Origin of the sequence: Cognatazoarcus halotolerans (genome assembly GCF_009800965.1) — a bacterium.
In the GTDB taxonomy this organism is placed as follows: domain Bacteria; phylum Pseudomonadota; class Gammaproteobacteria; order Burkholderiales; family Rhodocyclaceae; genus Cognatazoarcus; species Cognatazoarcus halotolerans.
The window spans coordinates 1-15158 of record NZ_WUAF01000017.1 but is presented as its reverse complement, the minus strand read 5'-3'; the positions used below and the strand labels follow the sequence as shown (position 1 = coordinate 15158).

Annotated in this window: 13 protein-coding genes and 1 pseudogene; 7 read left to right on the top strand and 7 right to left on the bottom strand. The window is 59.4% G+C overall.

Annotation, left to right across the window (positions count from 1 at the left end; all coding sequences use genetic code 11):
- Window positions 1-37: 37 nt before the first annotated feature.
- From accC to GQB03_RS17980, 5 genes and pseudogenes are all read left to right on the top strand, one after another.
- Complete coding sequence (accC, locus tag GQB03_RS17995; RefSeq protein WP_159692332.1) at window positions 38-1399, top strand: acetyl-CoA carboxylase biotin carboxylase subunit; 1362 nt, start codon at window positions 38-40, stop codon at window positions 1397-1399.
- A 5-nt stretch (window positions 1400-1404) separates the two neighbouring features.
- Window positions 1405-2292, top strand: coding sequence for a 50S ribosomal protein L11 methyltransferase (gene prmA / locus GQB03_RS17990; RefSeq protein WP_159692330.1), 888 nt, complete (start codon window positions 1405-1407; stop codon window positions 2290-2292).
- Window positions 2289-2390 (top strand): annotated as a pseudogene (locus GQB03_RS23575) (MJ0042-type zinc finger domain-containing protein); the annotation flags it as partial. The gene prmA and the pseudogene GQB03_RS23575, both read left to right, overlap by 4 nt.
- Window positions 2391-2537: 147 nt before the next feature.
- The gene (locus GQB03_RS17985; protein ID WP_235027125.1) at window positions 2538-3707 is read left to right on the top strand and encodes a DUF3426 domain-containing protein; all 1170 of its coding nucleotides are present in this window, start codon (window positions 2538-2540) and stop codon (window positions 3705-3707) included.
- A gap of 144 nt (window positions 3708-3851) precedes the next feature.
- Window positions 3852-4247, top strand: a complete 396-nt coding sequence (locus GQB03_RS17980) for a diacylglycerol kinase (RefSeq protein ID WP_159692326.1) — start codon at window positions 3852-3854, stop codon at window positions 4245-4247.
- A 96-nt stretch (window positions 4248-4343) separates the two neighbouring features.
- On the opposite strand, the gene GQB03_RS17975 is transcribed toward GQB03_RS17980, so the two are convergent.
- From GQB03_RS17975 to GQB03_RS17965, 3 genes are all read right to left on the bottom strand, one after another.
- Window positions 4344-4817, bottom strand: a complete 474-nt coding sequence (locus GQB03_RS17975; RefSeq protein WP_159692324.1) for an outer membrane lipoprotein — start codon at window positions 4815-4817, stop codon at window positions 4344-4346.
- Entirely contained in the window at window positions 4811-5746 is a 936-nt protein-coding gene (locus tag GQB03_RS17970) for a carbohydrate kinase family protein (RefSeq protein ID WP_159692322.1), read from the bottom strand. The genes GQB03_RS17975 and GQB03_RS17970 overlap by 7 nt, the downstream gene beginning before the upstream one ends.
- Before the next feature lie 132 nt (window positions 5747-5878).
- Window positions 5879-7099, bottom strand: coding sequence for a glycosyltransferase family 4 protein (locus GQB03_RS17965; protein ID WP_159692320.1), 1221 nt, complete (start codon window positions 7097-7099; stop codon window positions 5879-5881).
- A 148-nt stretch (window positions 7100-7247) separates the two neighbouring features.
- Between GQB03_RS17965 and GQB03_RS17960 the strand changes: the two genes are divergently transcribed.
- Both GQB03_RS17960 and GQB03_RS17955 read left to right on the top strand, forming a co-directional pair.
- Window positions 7248-8006 (top strand): GNAT family N-acetyltransferase, encoded by a 759-nt coding sequence (locus tag GQB03_RS17960; protein WP_159692318.1) that lies wholly within the window; start codon window positions 7248-7250, stop codon window positions 8004-8006.
- A gap of 59 nt (window positions 8007-8065) precedes the next feature.
- A complete protein-coding gene (locus GQB03_RS17955; protein WP_159692316.1) occupies window positions 8066-8842 on the top strand; it encodes a lysophospholipid acyltransferase family protein in 777 nt (258 codons plus the stop codon).
- A gap of 104 nt (window positions 8843-8946) precedes the next feature.
- Here GQB03_RS17955 and GQB03_RS17950 read toward each other — a convergent pair whose 3' ends face one another.
- The 4 genes from GQB03_RS17950 to GQB03_RS17935 form a co-directional block, all read right to left on the bottom strand.
- Entirely contained in the window at window positions 8947-9774 is an 828-nt protein-coding gene (locus tag GQB03_RS17950; protein WP_159692314.1) for a symmetrical bis(5'-nucleosyl)-tetraphosphatase, read from the bottom strand.
- 21 nt (window positions 9775-9795) lie between these two features.
- Window positions 9796-11070 carry a capsule biosynthesis protein gene (locus GQB03_RS17945; protein WP_159692312.1) on the bottom strand — a complete coding sequence of 425 codons (1275 nt, stop codon included), beginning with the start codon at window positions 11068-11070 and terminating at the stop codon, window positions 9796-9798.
- 118 nt (window positions 11071-11188) lie between these two features.
- Window positions 11189-13126 carry a capsular polysaccharide biosynthesis protein gene (locus GQB03_RS17940; RefSeq protein ID WP_235027127.1) on the bottom strand — a complete coding sequence of 646 codons (1938 nt, stop codon included), beginning with the start codon at window positions 13124-13126 and terminating at the stop codon, window positions 11189-11191.
- A gap of 146 nt (window positions 13127-13272) precedes the next feature.
- Window positions 13273-14718: a glycosyltransferase family 2 protein gene (locus tag GQB03_RS17935; RefSeq protein WP_159692310.1), complete on the bottom strand. Its 1446-nt coding sequence runs from the start codon at window positions 14716-14718 to the stop codon at window positions 13273-13275.
- Between the last annotated feature and the right edge of the window lie 440 nt (window positions 14719-15158).

Here is a 15158-nt window from a genome sequence, read left to right as displayed (position 1 = left end):
GAACGAACGCCGTATGTCGTCAGCCGGAGAGTCGCCCATGTTTGAAAAGATCCTTATCGCCAATCGCGGCGAGATTGCCCTGCGCGTGCTGCGCGCCTGCCGCGAGCTCGGCATCAAGACGGTGGCGGTGCACTCCGAGGCGGATATCGAGGCCAAATACGTCAAGCTCGCGGATGAATCGGTCTGCATCGGACCCGCGTCATCTACGCTGAGCTACCTCAACGTACCGGCCATCATTTCGGCTGCGGAAGTTACGGACTCCGAAGCAATCCATCCCGGCTATGGATTCCTGTCGGAGAACGCCGACTTTGCGGAGCGGGTGGAACAATCGGGTTTCGTTTTCATCGGCCCGAAGGCTGAAACCATCCGGCTGATGGGGGACAAGGTATCGGCCAAGGATGCGATGAAGGCCGCCGGCGTTCCGTGCGTGCCGGGCTCCGACGGTGCGCTGCCCGATGATCCCAAGGAGATCGTCAAGATCGGTCGAGCGGTAGGCTACCCGGTGATCATCAAGGCGGCCGGCGGCGGCGGCGGTCGCGGCATGAGGGTGGTGCATACCGAAGCCGCACTACTCAACGCGGTCACGACTACCCGCGCGGAAGCCCAGGCCGCATTCGGCAACCCGATCGTGTACATGGAAAAGTATCTGGAGAATCCACGCCACGTGGAGATCCAGATCATGGCCGACCAGCATGGTAGTGCCATTTACCTTGGCGAACGCGACTGCTCGATGCAGCGCCGCCACCAGAAAGTGATCGAAGAGGCCCCTGCACCGGGCATTGACCGAAAACTGATCGCCAAGATCGGTGAACGCTGCGCAGAAGCCTGCCGCAAGATCGGCTACCGCGGGGCAGGCACATTCGAGTTTCTGTACGAGAACGGCGAGTTCTATTTCATCGAGATGAACACACGCGTGCAGGTCGAGCACCCGGTTACCGAGATGATTACCGGCGTCGATATCGTACAGGCTCAGATCCGGGTCGCCGCGGGCGAAAAGCTCTGGCTCCGGCAGCGCGACATCGTATTCCGTGGGCACTCGATCGAGTGCCGGGTCAACGCGGAAGATCCATTCAAGTTCATTCCGTCGCCAGGGAGGATCACGAACTGGCATACGCCGGGTGGTCCGGGCATCCGGGTCGATTCGCACGTCTACAATGGTTACACCGTTCCGCCTCACTACGATTCGATGATCGGCAAGCTGATCTCGTATGGCGACACGCGCGAACAGGCCATCAGGCGGATGCGCATCGCCCTCTCTGAGATGGCGGTAGAAGGCATCAAGACCAATGTGCCGCTGCATCAGGAGCTAATGCTCGACGCCAACTTCGTTCGTGGCTGCACCAGCATTCATTACCTCGAGCACAAGCTGGCGGATCGCAGCGAGGTCAACAAGGGCTAAACGGGATGTGGCGATCAGTAAGCCTGCAGGCCGACGCAAGCCGGGCAGAAGCGCTTTCCGAAGCACTGATGGAACACGGCGCACTGTCGGTTTCGATCGAAGATGCCGACGCAGGTACCGAAGACGAGCGACCGCAGTTCGGAGAGCCTGGAATGGACCCGGCCGGGCTCTGGGACCACAGCACGGTCGTCGCGCTCTTCGACCCCGAGGTCGATCTCGCCGAAGCGCTTGCCCTTGCTGCGGCCGGAGCGGGATTCGAGCAGCCCCCCGCATATACGGTCAGCGAGATAGCTGAACAGAACTGGGTCCAGCTCACACAAAGCCAGTTCGACCCGATCCGCGTTACCGGCAGACTGTGGATCGTCCCTTCCTGGCACGACGCCCCCGATCCACATGCGATCAATATCGTGCTCGATCCGGGCATGGCTTTTGGTACTGGCAGCCACCCCACTACCCGTCTTTGCCTCGAATGGCTCTGCGAGGCCGTCACACCAGACTGCAGCGTGCTCGACTACGGTTGCGGCTCCGGAATCCTCGGTATCGCCGCCGCACGGCTCGGTGCAGGCCGGGTGGTCGGTACCGACATCGACGAGAAAGCCCTGGAAGCCGCCGCCGACAACGCATCGCGCAATCAGGTCGGCATGCAACTCCAGCACTCTACGGCGACGCTCGACACGCAATACGATCTGGTGGTGGCCAATATACTCACCAATCCACTCTGCGTACTAGCCCCTGCGATAACCGCGCGCATTGCACCGGGCGGCCGTCTCGCCCTTTCCGGCGTGCTGGTCACCCAGGCAGAACAAGTCATTGCCGCCTACGCGCCCTTTATCGCGCTCGCAGTCGGCGCAACCGACGACGGCTGGGTTCGGCTGGAAGGCACCCGACGGTGATCCTGACCCGCTGCCCAACCTGCCAGACTGCGTTCCGCGTAACACCGGAGCAACTGCGGCTGCGTCAGGGAAGGGTACGCTGCGGCAGCTGTGGCAGGGCTTTCAATGCACTTGAAACACTGCTCGAGGAGCGGCCGGACCAGCAAATGGCAATGGCCATACCGGAAGAGCCACCCGCGGAGGGCGCCGATCTCCCCGTCTTGCCAACGGAAAAAGAAAACAATCCAACAGAGACCGAGCCGTCCGTGCCGGCCCCCCGCCCTAGCCGGCTTTTCGTCCTCGAAGAGAAGCCCGGGACTCCGTTCTCCGGCGAGTTCCTGCTACGTGACAGCTTCACGCCGGTCACACCGGACGATTCGGCCGATCTGCTGATCGAGAGTTTCCAGCGATATCGGCCTGCTCCTTCAGCAGCGCCTTGGCCAAGCGACAAGGCGGAATCGTCGCAGCCGGAAGCAGCACAGCCCTCAGATGGACGACACGAGTCTGACCCCGCGAACGCGCCTGACGACACGGCCACAGACGACACTCTGTCCGCCCCATCGGACACCAGTCTGACAGGACAGGTGGAAACCCCGGCAGCAGAAGCGCTTGCCGACTCGGCGGACGGCGCTCAGCTTGAGAGCAGCCCTGCAGACTGGCCCGAACTGCATACGGGAATAGAGGAATCCGACGCGGCGCCCCCCGACGCGCCGCCGGCAATGCCGGCTCTGCTCGCCGAAAGGCAGGAAGACATTGAAGCAGCTCCGGGCGAAGCGCCGTTCGACAACAGGGCAACAACGGTCATCCCGAACCCGGAAGCGGATACCTCCGATACGCATCAGGATACGGACGAGACGATCGAATCGGCAATCTCCGGAGCGGGCGACGACGTAGAGACCAACGTCACCTCCGCCGAACCGGGCGTGGACGAAGCGGATTTCGAGTTGGAGCCGGCCACCCGCCCGCGTAGCTGGGCATGGGGCCTCGGTATCGGCGTGCTCGGCATCGCCATGCTCGCACAAGCTGCGCTTCTGTTTCGCCAGGAAGTGATCCAGCGCATGCCCCAGACCCGTCCCCTTTATGCACAACTGTGCAGCAACATCGGCTGCAGCATGGCGTTGCCAAAGGATGCATCGAAGATTGCGATAGAATCTTCTGATCTGCATCCCGAATCCGGCGTACCAGACTTTTTCCGTCTTCGCGCAACCATTCGAAATCGCGCAGCTTTCGAACAAGCCTATCCGCACCTCGAATTGACGCTAACCGACTCAGAGGATCGGCCGCTCGCTCGCAAAGTGCTGGCGCCCAGCGAATGGCGCCCTGGTGATGCGCCGGTCGGCGGTTTTCCTGCGGGCAGTGATCTCGAGGTAAATCTGCCCTTCGAGACCAAGGACATCGCCGCCGTCGGTTATCGACTCTACGTCTTCTATCCATAGGGAGTCATGGACAGGTAATCTCGCCGGTGAATACTCCTGGATACCGTCGGGCCGCGAATGCGCTGAAAACCACGCCATCGTGGCCCGGTTTCCATCACCGGCGGGCCGATCAGACCCACCCCCGTTCAAGCGAGCCCCCCCGGAATGAACGATCCGCTGCGACCGGACGAAAACCAGAGCCCGTTCAAGGGCAAGACCGGACTCATCCGGATTTGGAATGCCTTTCGCTATTCGCTCGCCGGGCTGCAGGCCGCGTTCCATCATGAAGACGCATTCAGACAGGAATGTCTGCTGGCACTGCTGCTGCTCCCGGTCGCGCTATTCCTCCCGGCAAGCGGCACGGCCAAGGCAGTCCTGATCGGCAGCGTCATACTGGTGCTGATCGTCGAACTCCTGAATTCCGCGATCGAGGCAACCGTCGACCGGGTTTCACTCGAGCGCCATCTGCTGGCCAAGAGAGCCAAGGACATCGGGAGCGCGGCGGTCATGCTGAGTCTGCTCAACCTCCTGCTGGTGTGGGCTCTGGTACTTTTCGGCTGAGCAAGGCAGTACGCCACGAGCCGGCGGGGCCCGCCGTCTGCACAAACCGGCCACGGGCCTTTCCTTGCCGGTCGGCGCCAAACCCGTCACCGGATACTAGCGACTCACCCGGGTGGTTCCGCCATCACTCAGGATACGAACCCGCTCGCCAGCGCGGAAGCCCTCGCCGCCATCCTCCTGCACGACGGCAAAGTAACGACCGTTATCTTCGCGTACCGTGATCTCAAGGCCAGGGCGACGGGTCGCGCCCTCCTCGATTGCCGACCCCGCAAGGCCACCTGCCACCGCCCCCAGTACGGCACCGATCGTCGATCCCTTTCCACCACCGACGGTACTACCCGCGATACCTCCGACAGCCGCACCGGCAACAGTGCCAACCGGCGTCTTTGTACCTTCGATCTGGACAGGCCGTACCGAAGTAATGGTGGCAAAACGCACCTGCATGGCGCGTCGCGCTTCACCACGTTGATAGACATCGCCACCCAGTCCGGTTGCACAACCGGTTGTCGCTCCGGCCGCAAGCAGCGCGACGGCCAACAGTGCCGCATGAGTCGTTCGGAATTTCACCATGGAGCATCTCCAAAAGCAGCTACATAACGCGCAGCCAATTCGTCCCTGGTCGGAGCATGATTCTGACCGCCACGGAAACCAATTTTCACCGACCCCATCAAGGACGCCAGTCTGCCGGTCGTCTGCCAGTCATATCCATGCTCAATGCCGTAGAGCAGACCAGCACGATAGGCGTCACCGCACCCGGTGGGATCAACCACCTCATCGGCCTTGACACAAGGTACGTCGATTCGTTCGCCCGACGTGAATATCTGCGATCCCTCGGCGCCCAGCGTGACGATCAGCGCGTCGACTTCGGACGCCAGCGATTCGATGCTTCGCCCCGTGCGCTCGGCTAACAAGCGCGCCTCGTAATCATTCACCGAGCAGTATGTTGCCATCCGCAGGAAGGCCATCAGCTCATCACCCGAAAACATCGGCAATCCCTGGCCAGGGTCGAACACGAACGGGATACCGGCCTCCACAAACTGCCGAGCGTGGGCAAGCATGCCGTCCCGTCCATCCGGCGCCACGATCCCGAGTCGCGCACCGGTCACTTCGTCGATCCGGTTAAGGTGCGACTGGGTCATTGCACCGGGATGAAACGCTGTGATCTGGTTATCGTCAAGATCAGTGGTGATGAATGCCTGGGCCGTGTAGCTACCCTCGACCTGGCGCACGTGCGCGAGGCTCAGGCCTAGCGCATCGAATCGTCTGCGGTACGGTTCGAAATCGTCGCCAACCGTCGCCATGACAATTGGATTTTCACCGAGCAACTTGAGGTTATAGCCAATATTCCCCGCACAACCGCCGAATTCGCGACGCATGTCCGGCACCAGGAAGGCGACATTCAGGATGTGGATCTGTTCCGGGAGAATATGGTTCTTGAACCGATCGCCGAAGACCATGATCGTGTCAAAGGCGAGTGAGCCACAAACAACGATTGACATCTGGGATCTGCCGTTTGAAAACGGCCATTATATTCGTCCTGCGGCAGTACCCCGAAACCCTTATTCGCAAGCAACTGAAACGCCGCGAAATGCGTAGCCCGGTGCTCCCACGGCCGGCCAGCAGCCGCGACTTCAAATGGCGCCAGCGCCAACGAGTCCGGCACGCGCCTCATGTCTGAGCACGACGTCTTCCATGACCTCCACGAGGCATCTCGCGATACGTTCCCAATCCGCGTCGAGAACGCTCTCGCGGGCTGCGGCGGCCATCTCGAGCCGCAGCGCGGGGTCGGAAGCGACCTTTACGGCCGCGGAGACGAAGCTCTTCGCATCACCCTTTTCCGCCAGCCAGCCATTCAAGCCTGTACGCACACGCAGAGCCGCAGCCGCATAATCGAAACCGATCACCGGAAGGCCGCTCGCGAGTGCCTCTGTGGTCACGTTGCCAAACGTTTCAGTGAGACTGGGAAAAAGGAAAAGGTCCGCAGATGCGTAGTGCCTGGCCAGATCCTCACCCAAGCGCATGCCGGGAAAAATTACCTGAGGATGAGCGACCGAAAGGCTTTCCCGTGAAGGACCGTCGCCGACCAGCATGAGCCGGCAATCGATACCGGCGGCCTGCACCGCTTCGAGCGTGGCCACCGCGAGTTCGAGATTCTTCTCCGGGGCGAGCCGCCCGACCACGGCCAGCAACAGGGTTTCCGGCGATACGCCCCACGCTGCGCGCAGCATCTCGTTGCGCCGGGCCGGCGTGAAGAGTTCGGTATCTACGCCACGAGCGACCACCCCGACTGCATGTACGCCCGCCGCCCGCAATTCCCCGGCGAGTTCCTCGGTGGGCACGAGGCAGCGGTCTCCCTTGTTGTGAAAGCGCCGCAGATAGGCCGCCACCGACTGTTTCAACCATCCCACACCGTAGTAGCTGCTATAGGCGTGGAAATTGGTATGAAACTCAGTGACGATGGGCAAGCGTAGCTTGCGTGCCGCAGCGAGTGCCGACCAGCCCAACGGCCCCTCGGTAACCACCTGGACCACATCGGGCCGTCGCAACGACCACAACTTGATCAATGCACTACGCGCTGGCAGCCCTAATCTGAGATGGCTGTATCGGGGAATCGGGATCCCCCGCGACAGGATCTCTTCGAAACCATCCAGTCTCACGGGCGCCTCGCCCGGGTGCTGCCGCGGCCTGATCAACTGTATCCGATGGCCCAACTTCTGCAGGCCTTCGACCAGGCGACCTGTCGTCATCGCAACCCCGTTAACCTCGGGGGGGTATGTCTCGGTCACTACGGCGATACGCAACTCACGCAGCGCGGGATCGATGTTCTGCAGGCTGATCGGCGGAGAATTCATGCGCCCACACTTTGCATTCCCCGCAAGACAGGCTTGTTAAGCCCAGATGAAAGTCCCGTATCAGGCAACGTCATCTGTCTGCAACGGAGGCGTCACGCGTTCGCAATGCGATCTTCCTAAAGTGCGCCGAAAGCCAAGAGGAAAAGACATGCTACGCAAACAGCAAGAGCAAGCTACGCGCCCGGGCCGCAACCTGCACGTCGGACTTGCCACGTGCGAAACCGAGATTCTGGAAGCGCAGAAGCTACGCTACCGGATCTTCGCGGACGAGATGGGAGCCCGGCTGCAATCCCGGACACCAGGTGTCGATCGCGATATCTACGACCCATTTTGCGAACATCTCATTGTTCGCGACGAAGACAAGGGCCGGATTGTCGGCACCTACCGCATTCTTGCCCCCAGCGCCGCGCGCAAAGTGGGTGGCTACTATTCGGAGAACGAGTTCGATCTCACCCGCCTGCAACATCTGCGCAACAGCATCGTCGAGATCGGCCGCTCGTGCATCGATCCCGACTATCGTACCGGTGCGGTGATTGCATTGCTGTGGTCCGGACTTGCCCGATACATGAAAGAGAACGGCTACGACTACCTGATCGGCTGCGCTTCGATCAGCATGGGCGACGGCGGCCATGCTGCCGCGAGTCTGTATAATCGCCTCAAAGATTCGCATATGAGCCCGCTTGAATATCGGGTTTTCCCGCGCTGCCCGCTGCCACTCGAATCGCTGCGCAATGACCTGGACGCCGATACGCCACCGCTGATCAAGGGCTATCTGCGCGCGGGAGCCTGGATCTGCGGGGAGCCTGCATGGGATCCCGATTTCAATACGGCGGACTTGCCGATCATGATTGCGATGAACCAGCTCGACGGCAAATACGCCAGGCACTTCATGGAACGCAAAGACTGACTCGCCCAGCTGCCACAATGCATGTATCAACGCCGCTGCAGTACTGGCGGCTATTCAGGATGGCCCTGCATCTTCTCGCAGGCCTCGCCACAGTCGCGCTCGCATTTGGCTGGCTGGATGATGCGGCACGCGCCAAACGCCGACGTGAGTGGTCTCGCAAACTGCTGGCCATTCTCGGCATCACGCTGCAATGCGACGCCGACAGGCTGCCCGAAGGCTGCCTGATCGTGTCAAACCATATCTCGTGGGTCGATATCTTTGCGATCAACGCATTATTACCAGCGGCCTTCATTTCGAAAGCGGAGGTCAGAAACTGGCCGGCAATCGGCTGGCTGGCCAGTCGGAACGATACCGTTTTTCTGCGCCGAGGCAGCAGGGGCCACGCACGCATCGTCAATGCCGAAATCGCCGCAATGATGGACTCCGGGAAGGTTGTCGCCCTCTTCCCCGAGGGCACCACCACCGATGGCACTCACGTTCAGCACTTCCACGCCGCCCTGCTGCAGCCAGCGATCAACGCCCGTCGGCCGATCGTTCCGCTCGCCATCAGCTACCACAATGCCGACGGCAGCCGCAGCCTTGCCGCAGCCTATGACGGTGATGTCAGCCTCGGGCAAAGCATGATGTCGATCGCCGGAGCAAACTCGCTTGCAGTCCGGCTGCAGTTCGCGCCAGCCATCGACACCGCCGAACAGCCGGAGCGCCGAGTGGTCGGTCTGCGTGCCAGGGAGGCAATCGTATCTCTTGCCTGTCCCGAAAATCACGTTGACGGGGCCGTCACGGGTAGCTCCGTCGCGGCGAAGACATACTCCGGATTTTCCGCGGCGGGCGGGTAGCGGTCTGTCGTTGTTGACCAAGCTCGCGGCCAGGCCAACACCCGCTAGCGCGGCACGGGCGATCGTCGTTGGATGACATCGTTTCGATGGCAGTCCGTAACTGATCAGACTCTGGACTTGCTCCGCCCGCGGGCACTGCAAGGCAGCTGAAAAATACACCCATCCTCAAGCCGCATCGCGGTCAGCGCTCCTCCCCAAAGGCACCCCGAATCAAGCGCAACCACGCCTGACACCTGTCGATACCCAAGGGCCGACCAGTGTCCGCACAGGACCGTATGTGCCAAGCTTCGTCGCCCGGGCACCGCAAACCAGGGCAAGAAGCCTTCGGGCGCACTATCGACTGGCCCTTTGTGAGCGAATTCCAGGCGCCCCGAAGGCGAACAGAAACGCATGCGGGTCATCGCGTTGACGATCACGCGCAAGCGATCCTGCCCTTCCAGATCATCGCGCCATTCATGCGGATCGTTTCCCTGGAGACGAGACAGGAATACCTGCCGTCCGGGGCCACGCAGCGCAGACTCGACCTCGGATGCAAGCGAGCGAGCCTGCGCAATACTCCATTGCGGAAGCAACCCTGCATGCACCATTGCGAAGCGGCCCTCCGTGTGGAACAGCTTGCGTGACGCCAGCCAATCGAGTAACTCCTCGCGATCGGGTGCCCTGAGGACCGGCTCAAGCGTATCGTCCTTTCCGCGCTTGCGAAAGCCTGCGGCCACCATTAGCAGATAAAGGTCATGGTTGCCGAGCACGACCGTTGCGGCAGCACCCAAGCTCCGCACGAACCGTAGCACCGCGAGCGAATCCGGCCCGCGATTTACCAGATCACCAACCAGCCAGAGACGGTCGGAAGCTGGGTCGAAACGGACTTTCTCCAGGAGTTGCGACAATTCGGCATAACAGCCCTGGATGTCACCGACGGCGTAAGTAGACAACTGCACTCATCCAGCCAGGATTCAGGCCGCTTCACGAGTCTCGAGCGTCGGCTCGTGAAGGGTCTCTTGCGGCACACAGCGGGTTGCCGACAGGGGCACCTCTCCACTAAATACGACCGGTTCGCCGGAGTAAAACGATCCATTCACCTGTGTCAGATGTATAAGATAGTCTCTGTATCTACTAAAGACATCCGGAGACGCACTCTTGGGCTCTCGCCAGAAGCTATCAAGACGCCCTTGGTGTGTAAGGCCGTTCAGATCATAAATACATCGTCCCAACACCTTGACTGGCGCACCATGCAGGAGCGCCGACAATCCGACCGTGCTATTGATAACGACCACCCCACGCGCTGCCTTGAGAAGCGTCGGTAAGTGTTGATCATGAATGTAGAGCACCCTGTCACCAAGACCAGCCTCCTCCGCTTGATCCATTATCTGCCGACCGTAGTTCCGATGACCGCGATCCATCGGATGGTGCTTGAAAACCAGATAACAGTCCTCTGGTGCCGAACACGCAAAAGAGTTCAACACTTGGGCAATGAACGCCCTTACGCTCCGAAAATCACTGTGATGTCTGACTTGGCTGTCGTTGTACACCTGTAACGGGACGAGGAAGAATTTTTTTGCAAGAGGCCCCGACAATCGCCCCTGTATATCCCGCTCAACAAATTTGAACCAAACCTTCCTAAAACCCGAGCGAATCCAATACCAGACTTCGGGGTAAATATCGAAGGGCTTATGGTGACGATAGTTCGGATAGCGGTCTCGAAACAGCCGCCCAGCGAGATAGTACGTTATCGCATAGCGCGCCATTCGCGAAAACGGTGACGGAATCTGCTTCGAAGCCGGCTTAGGCAAAGGCAGCATGCGGAGCAAAGCGACTGATCGTGGCAACGATGAAAATCCGTTGACGCCCGCCGGCTCGAAAGTGATGTGGTTTGGCCGAATATACCCCTCCTCGAAGACAAACACAGGCACCCTGCGCATCCGGGCTCTCAAAATCGCCGCGCGATGATATGGCCTACAGTCCCCGAAAAGAACGACCCCTTCGATACCATGGGACTCCAGCAGTTCATCCACAAAGCGCGGCCAATGATCGGGAGGTTGATCAAAATTCACCGAACCAGGGAGGTCGTAAAACCAAGCATCCCCACCATTTAGGTGGACTTTCGTAACCTCACGCCCATTTGCAATGAGGAAACGTGCCAAATGGGCAAAAAAGGGGCCAACAGGCCCTTGGAGAAGAAGTAAGTGGCGGGCGTTACCGAGCCGCTCAAGTATCACTGAACCGTCCATGTCGGGTCGGATTATAGCCTGCCATCAACGAAAAAATGTGTCGGAACTTCTCAGGAGGAGAGTCCCGGGGACGATGTTGCAGGGCAAGATGTGCGACACCGCCATATGAACACAGTGGTCAAATCAGCGCTCTCAGCATCACCATCGCGCGCCTTAACTGTCGTCTAATGCGTCCGGACCTGAGGCTATTCAACCGACCCGAAGCTTCAAGATCATCGCGAGACTCGACGATCTGTCGCAAAGTCGCCTCGCATGTAGAGTAGCCTCGCAAATTCCAGTCCCAGTAGATCGGGTAGTACAACAACGCACCTGCCACAAGCTCGTCTATACAGAGGAGGCGGGTACGCCGCGAGACTTGCACCTTGTCGTCAGTCAGCCCCCATCCCGAATAGAACGGGCGCCCATAAACTACAACACGCCGGTCTCGCAGCAAAGCATCGAAACCAGCCAACGACGTCATCGTGTGGACCATGTCGCATCCTTCGATGCAGGAAACCACGGAAAGCTCCGTCTCAACCCAATCAGCATAATTCCGAGCCGCCTCTAGCACAACACGGCCTCGTCGGTTACTGGACAACACATCGGGATGTGGCTTGTAAACGATGAAGGCATCGGGATGCGACGCCCGGGCTGCCTTCAGCAATTCGAGGTTAGTCCTGACGTCCACGCAGCCGAGTCGAATTGATGCGTCATCCTCCACCTGTCCCGGTACGAGTAGAACCACGCGTTCCGTTGGCAGCCATGGGGCCTTCTGACGGCGCTCGACGTTGTATTTCGTGATCCCCTCAGCCACGACCAGCTCCCGCACACGGCGCGCACGCACGAGATCCTCAGACGAAAACAATCGGCCGTTCAAGATTTCTTCGAGATCCGAAGCCTGAGAGGGATCGAAGTAGATTCCACGACGATCCATCACGAGGGAAAGCGGAGGAACGAAATCGGACCCCAAACCTACCGAACGTACAAAGCCGTCCTCCATGCGTTCGAGCGCCGCCCCCCCGCGTTCCGCGACATCTTTCAATTTGTCAGATGCCCGTTCGCCCCAGCATACGAGGGTATCGCCCGATTTCGGATAAAGCAAAGCAGCCCGATCCGCATCTGGAACGAAATTGACCCGCTCGGGGAACAACGACAATAGGGGACGAAGCCTTTTTTGTCGCCACCGGCGAAACCCTACCGCGATAGTCCTACCTGGCCGTCGAACAGCCATTTCACGCTGCCTCACGAGCCAGCCAATAACGTCGAAGATCGAACCGAGACGATGGGTCTCAGGATCCAGATAGCGTGCGTAATGAAAATAGGCGGCAGCAAAAAGTTCATCGACCGTCCTATGACGAGATCGCCGGGGGCACTTCTGGCGATCGTCGGTGACCCCCCAACCCGCATACCAGGGCACTCCAAAACAAGTCACAGGTTTGCCCGCGAGCAGAGCCTCGAAGCCCATCGTGGAGGACACGACGTAGACCCGATCCATATGCTCGATCAATGACAAAGGTGTAACCGGATCCCTCAGCACGACGGTCCGGTCGTCATCCATCACCGTGGTCAAGTAGCCTCCCTTGCGACCGGCGGCTACTTCCGGATGGGTTTTCACGTAAACCGTCGCTTGCGGATTTTCTTCCCGCGCAGCACGTAACATGTCTGAAAATTCTTCCGTACCTCCCCCCCCAAGACGCACACTTAGGTCGCCCACGGTCTGATCAACCACAAGCACCCGTCCCCTCGCTCCAACCGGGAGACATCCCGCGTCCAAATCGGGCGCATGGTTATATTTGGAGAGTCGATGCTCCAGTAGCATGCGACGCGCCCTGCCAACCGACTCCTGGAGGCCTTCGAGCACGTCTTTCTCGGACTCAAGGAGAGTCTCAAGCGCACTGGGTCGAGTGCTATCGTAGTAAATGCCCACGGAATCGACGACGATCGAAAGGGGCGGGAAAACGTCACCGGTACCGAAGGATCTCAAAAATCCATCCTCCAGTCTCACCACCGGAAGTCCCCGTTTAGCGGCTAATCTCTCGCCTTTCGCGGCACTCGGCTTCCGCCCCCAGACGACCACTGCGCTGGCGCGGCGCACCGACCAAGGACCGACTACCGGAGCCCCCAGGAATGTATCGAGGCCGTGTGTGCGGAGCAGACCGGGTGTCACGGCACAGAAACCCGAAATCGTATCCGGCGAACAACCCAAGTATTTGCCGCGAAACCTCACCACCTGCACAGCTCCGCATAGCAGCGCTCTATGTGTTCACGCGGCACGGTGATCTCGTCAGGCGCTCTTATCTGCCGTTGCTCGCGGAGCGGAAAAAGTCGCGGCCGACGTCCTGCACGCAGTTCAGCAATCTGCCACCGTGTCCACGCCTCCCAGTATCCGAGTCGCACGGGCGACATTCCCGAAGCACAGTATCCGGTATCCGAGGCGGTCATCAGCGAATTCGGACGGTGAGCCCCGAAAGCCAAGGGCAACGCAATTCGCTTAACCGCCGTACGTCCGAACACCAGTCGCAGGCGCGCGTGAAATTCGCTATCGGCCCCGGTACGAACCAAATCCCACAACCCCATCTCGCGCGCGACCAAGTCTCGTCTAAATAGCGGAGATGCCGGATTCAAGCGGGCGAGAGGATGCACCGGCCGCGCGTAGAACACGCCGTCGTCCTGAATCCGGACCCATTGAGACGTCGTGGCAACGAGCCTCTGGTTTTCAAGAAGTGGTTGAATTTGCTTTTCAAAACGTAACGGGTGGGACCAATCGTCCGAATCGTGGCAAGTAACGAACTCCCCTCGCGAATGCTCGAATGCAATCGATTTAGCAACGTAGGTTCCAACATTGCACGGCATCCGCAGGTACTTGACCCGAGCGTCCTCACGCGCAATTTCCTGAACAATTTCGCCAGTACCATCAGTGCTTGCATCATCCACCACGATCAATTCGATGTTTTTATAGGTCTGCCCTAATATAGAACGAATCGCACTCCTGACCCGATCAGCGGTACAGAACGTCGTCATCAATACGCTAAGGAGTGGGCCATTTACTTGCCGGGACACGTCACCCGCGACCAAGTTTCCAGCGCCTGGAGGGAGGCTAGGATCCACCAATCCCACCTGTGGCAAACCCTTTATCTTGAGGTAATCATTCAAGCGCTGCAATTGAACCGCCGGATCACCACCCAGGGCGTTAGTTGCCAACAGAAGGAGTTCAGGAAAACGTTGCTGCTCACCCTGCCTGATAAGTGCCGAAATGGAGCTCCCCGCCTTCTCATCGCCTTCGATTCGAAGTTGCAATGCAGCCCGCAAGACTGGCGGTGCGTCAATACCGTCGAGAACAGCAAAGGCAAGTTCCGCATCAAACGGCGCGATCGCATCGGCTAACGATACCAAATACCGCTTCTTTCCAAATTTAGCAACAAGTTGCCCCACAGCTTCCCGCGCTTCCCCCGAACGCCCGCAAGCGGCCAATGAAACCGCGGCGGCGACCCCCCCGTGGCGAATACGCCTTCGCCAACCGTTCTCTGCAACCGTCCGATACAACCCCAAACGATAGGCGGCCCAGAGCTCCCAGTCGCCTCGCAACTGCCAACTCTCGGGATGGCTCGCTAGTGCATCGGCAAAGCGAAAACCAATAATATTTAGAAAAAAGCGAAATTCGCTCAGCATCACACACTCATGCAATCAACGGCCGCAATCAAGTCCACGCATTTTTTATTATTCGGCACAGTGCGGTTTTACCGTGTCGCGCAATCAATTCCTTATCCGTTCCACCCACGGCCAGTTACAAACACCAAGCCACGGCTCATGCAGACGTTATTTAGCAGCGGCAGCCGGAATTTATTGACATGCTTCGCCTCGATTTACAACTCTGGCTCATCGGATCTAACTCACCGCAAGAAAAAATTATCCACACACCCCGAGGCTCAAACGTTCAACTCCGACTTTCCCTCCGTGAATCATCGATCAGCGCAGAACAAGCTATTAACCCGGCAATCAAATAGATATTGATATAATTCTGGCATGGAGAAAATCGACGCCAGAAAGCTACCGCCCGAAGCCCTCGAGCACATCCGTCGGCAGGCGTTCGTGCTTCGCAAACAAGGTTA

Excerpts from the sequence above, each read along its gene's own strand:
- accC (WP_159692332.1), top strand. The coding sequence starts at position 38 with ATGTTTGAAAAGATCCTTATCGCCAATCGCGGCGAGATTGCCCTGCGC.
- prmA (WP_159692330.1), top strand. The coding sequence starts at position 1,405 with ATGTGGCGATCAGTAAGCCTGCAGGCCGACGCAAGCCGGGCAGAAGCG.
- GQB03_RS17980 (WP_159692326.1), top strand. The coding sequence starts at position 3,852 with ATGAACGATCCGCTGCGACCGGACGAAAACCAGAGCCCGTTCAAGGGC.
- GQB03_RS17975 (WP_159692324.1), bottom strand. The coding sequence starts at position 4,817 with ATGGTGAAATTCCGAACGACTCATGCGGCACTGTTGGCCGTCGCGCTG.
- GQB03_RS17970 (WP_159692322.1), bottom strand. The coding sequence starts at position 5,746 with ATGTCAATCGTTGTTTGTGGCTCACTCGCCTTTGACACGATCATGGTC.
- GQB03_RS17965 (WP_159692320.1), bottom strand. The coding sequence starts at position 7,099 with ATGAATTCTCCGCCGATCAGCCTGCAGAACATCGATCCCGCGCTGCGT.
- GQB03_RS17960 (WP_159692318.1), top strand. The coding sequence starts at position 7,248 with ATGCTACGCAAACAGCAAGAGCAAGCTACGCGCCCGGGCCGCAACCTG.
- GQB03_RS17955 (WP_159692316.1), top strand. The coding sequence starts at position 8,066 with ATGGCCCTGCATCTTCTCGCAGGCCTCGCCACAGTCGCGCTCGCATTT.
- GQB03_RS17945 (WP_159692312.1), bottom strand. The coding sequence starts at position 11,070 with ATGGACGGTTCAGTGATACTTGAGCGGCTCGGTAACGCCCGCCACTTA.
- GQB03_RS17935 (WP_159692310.1), bottom strand. The coding sequence starts at position 14,718 with ATGCTGAGCGAATTTCGCTTTTTTCTAAATATTATTGGTTTTCGCTTT.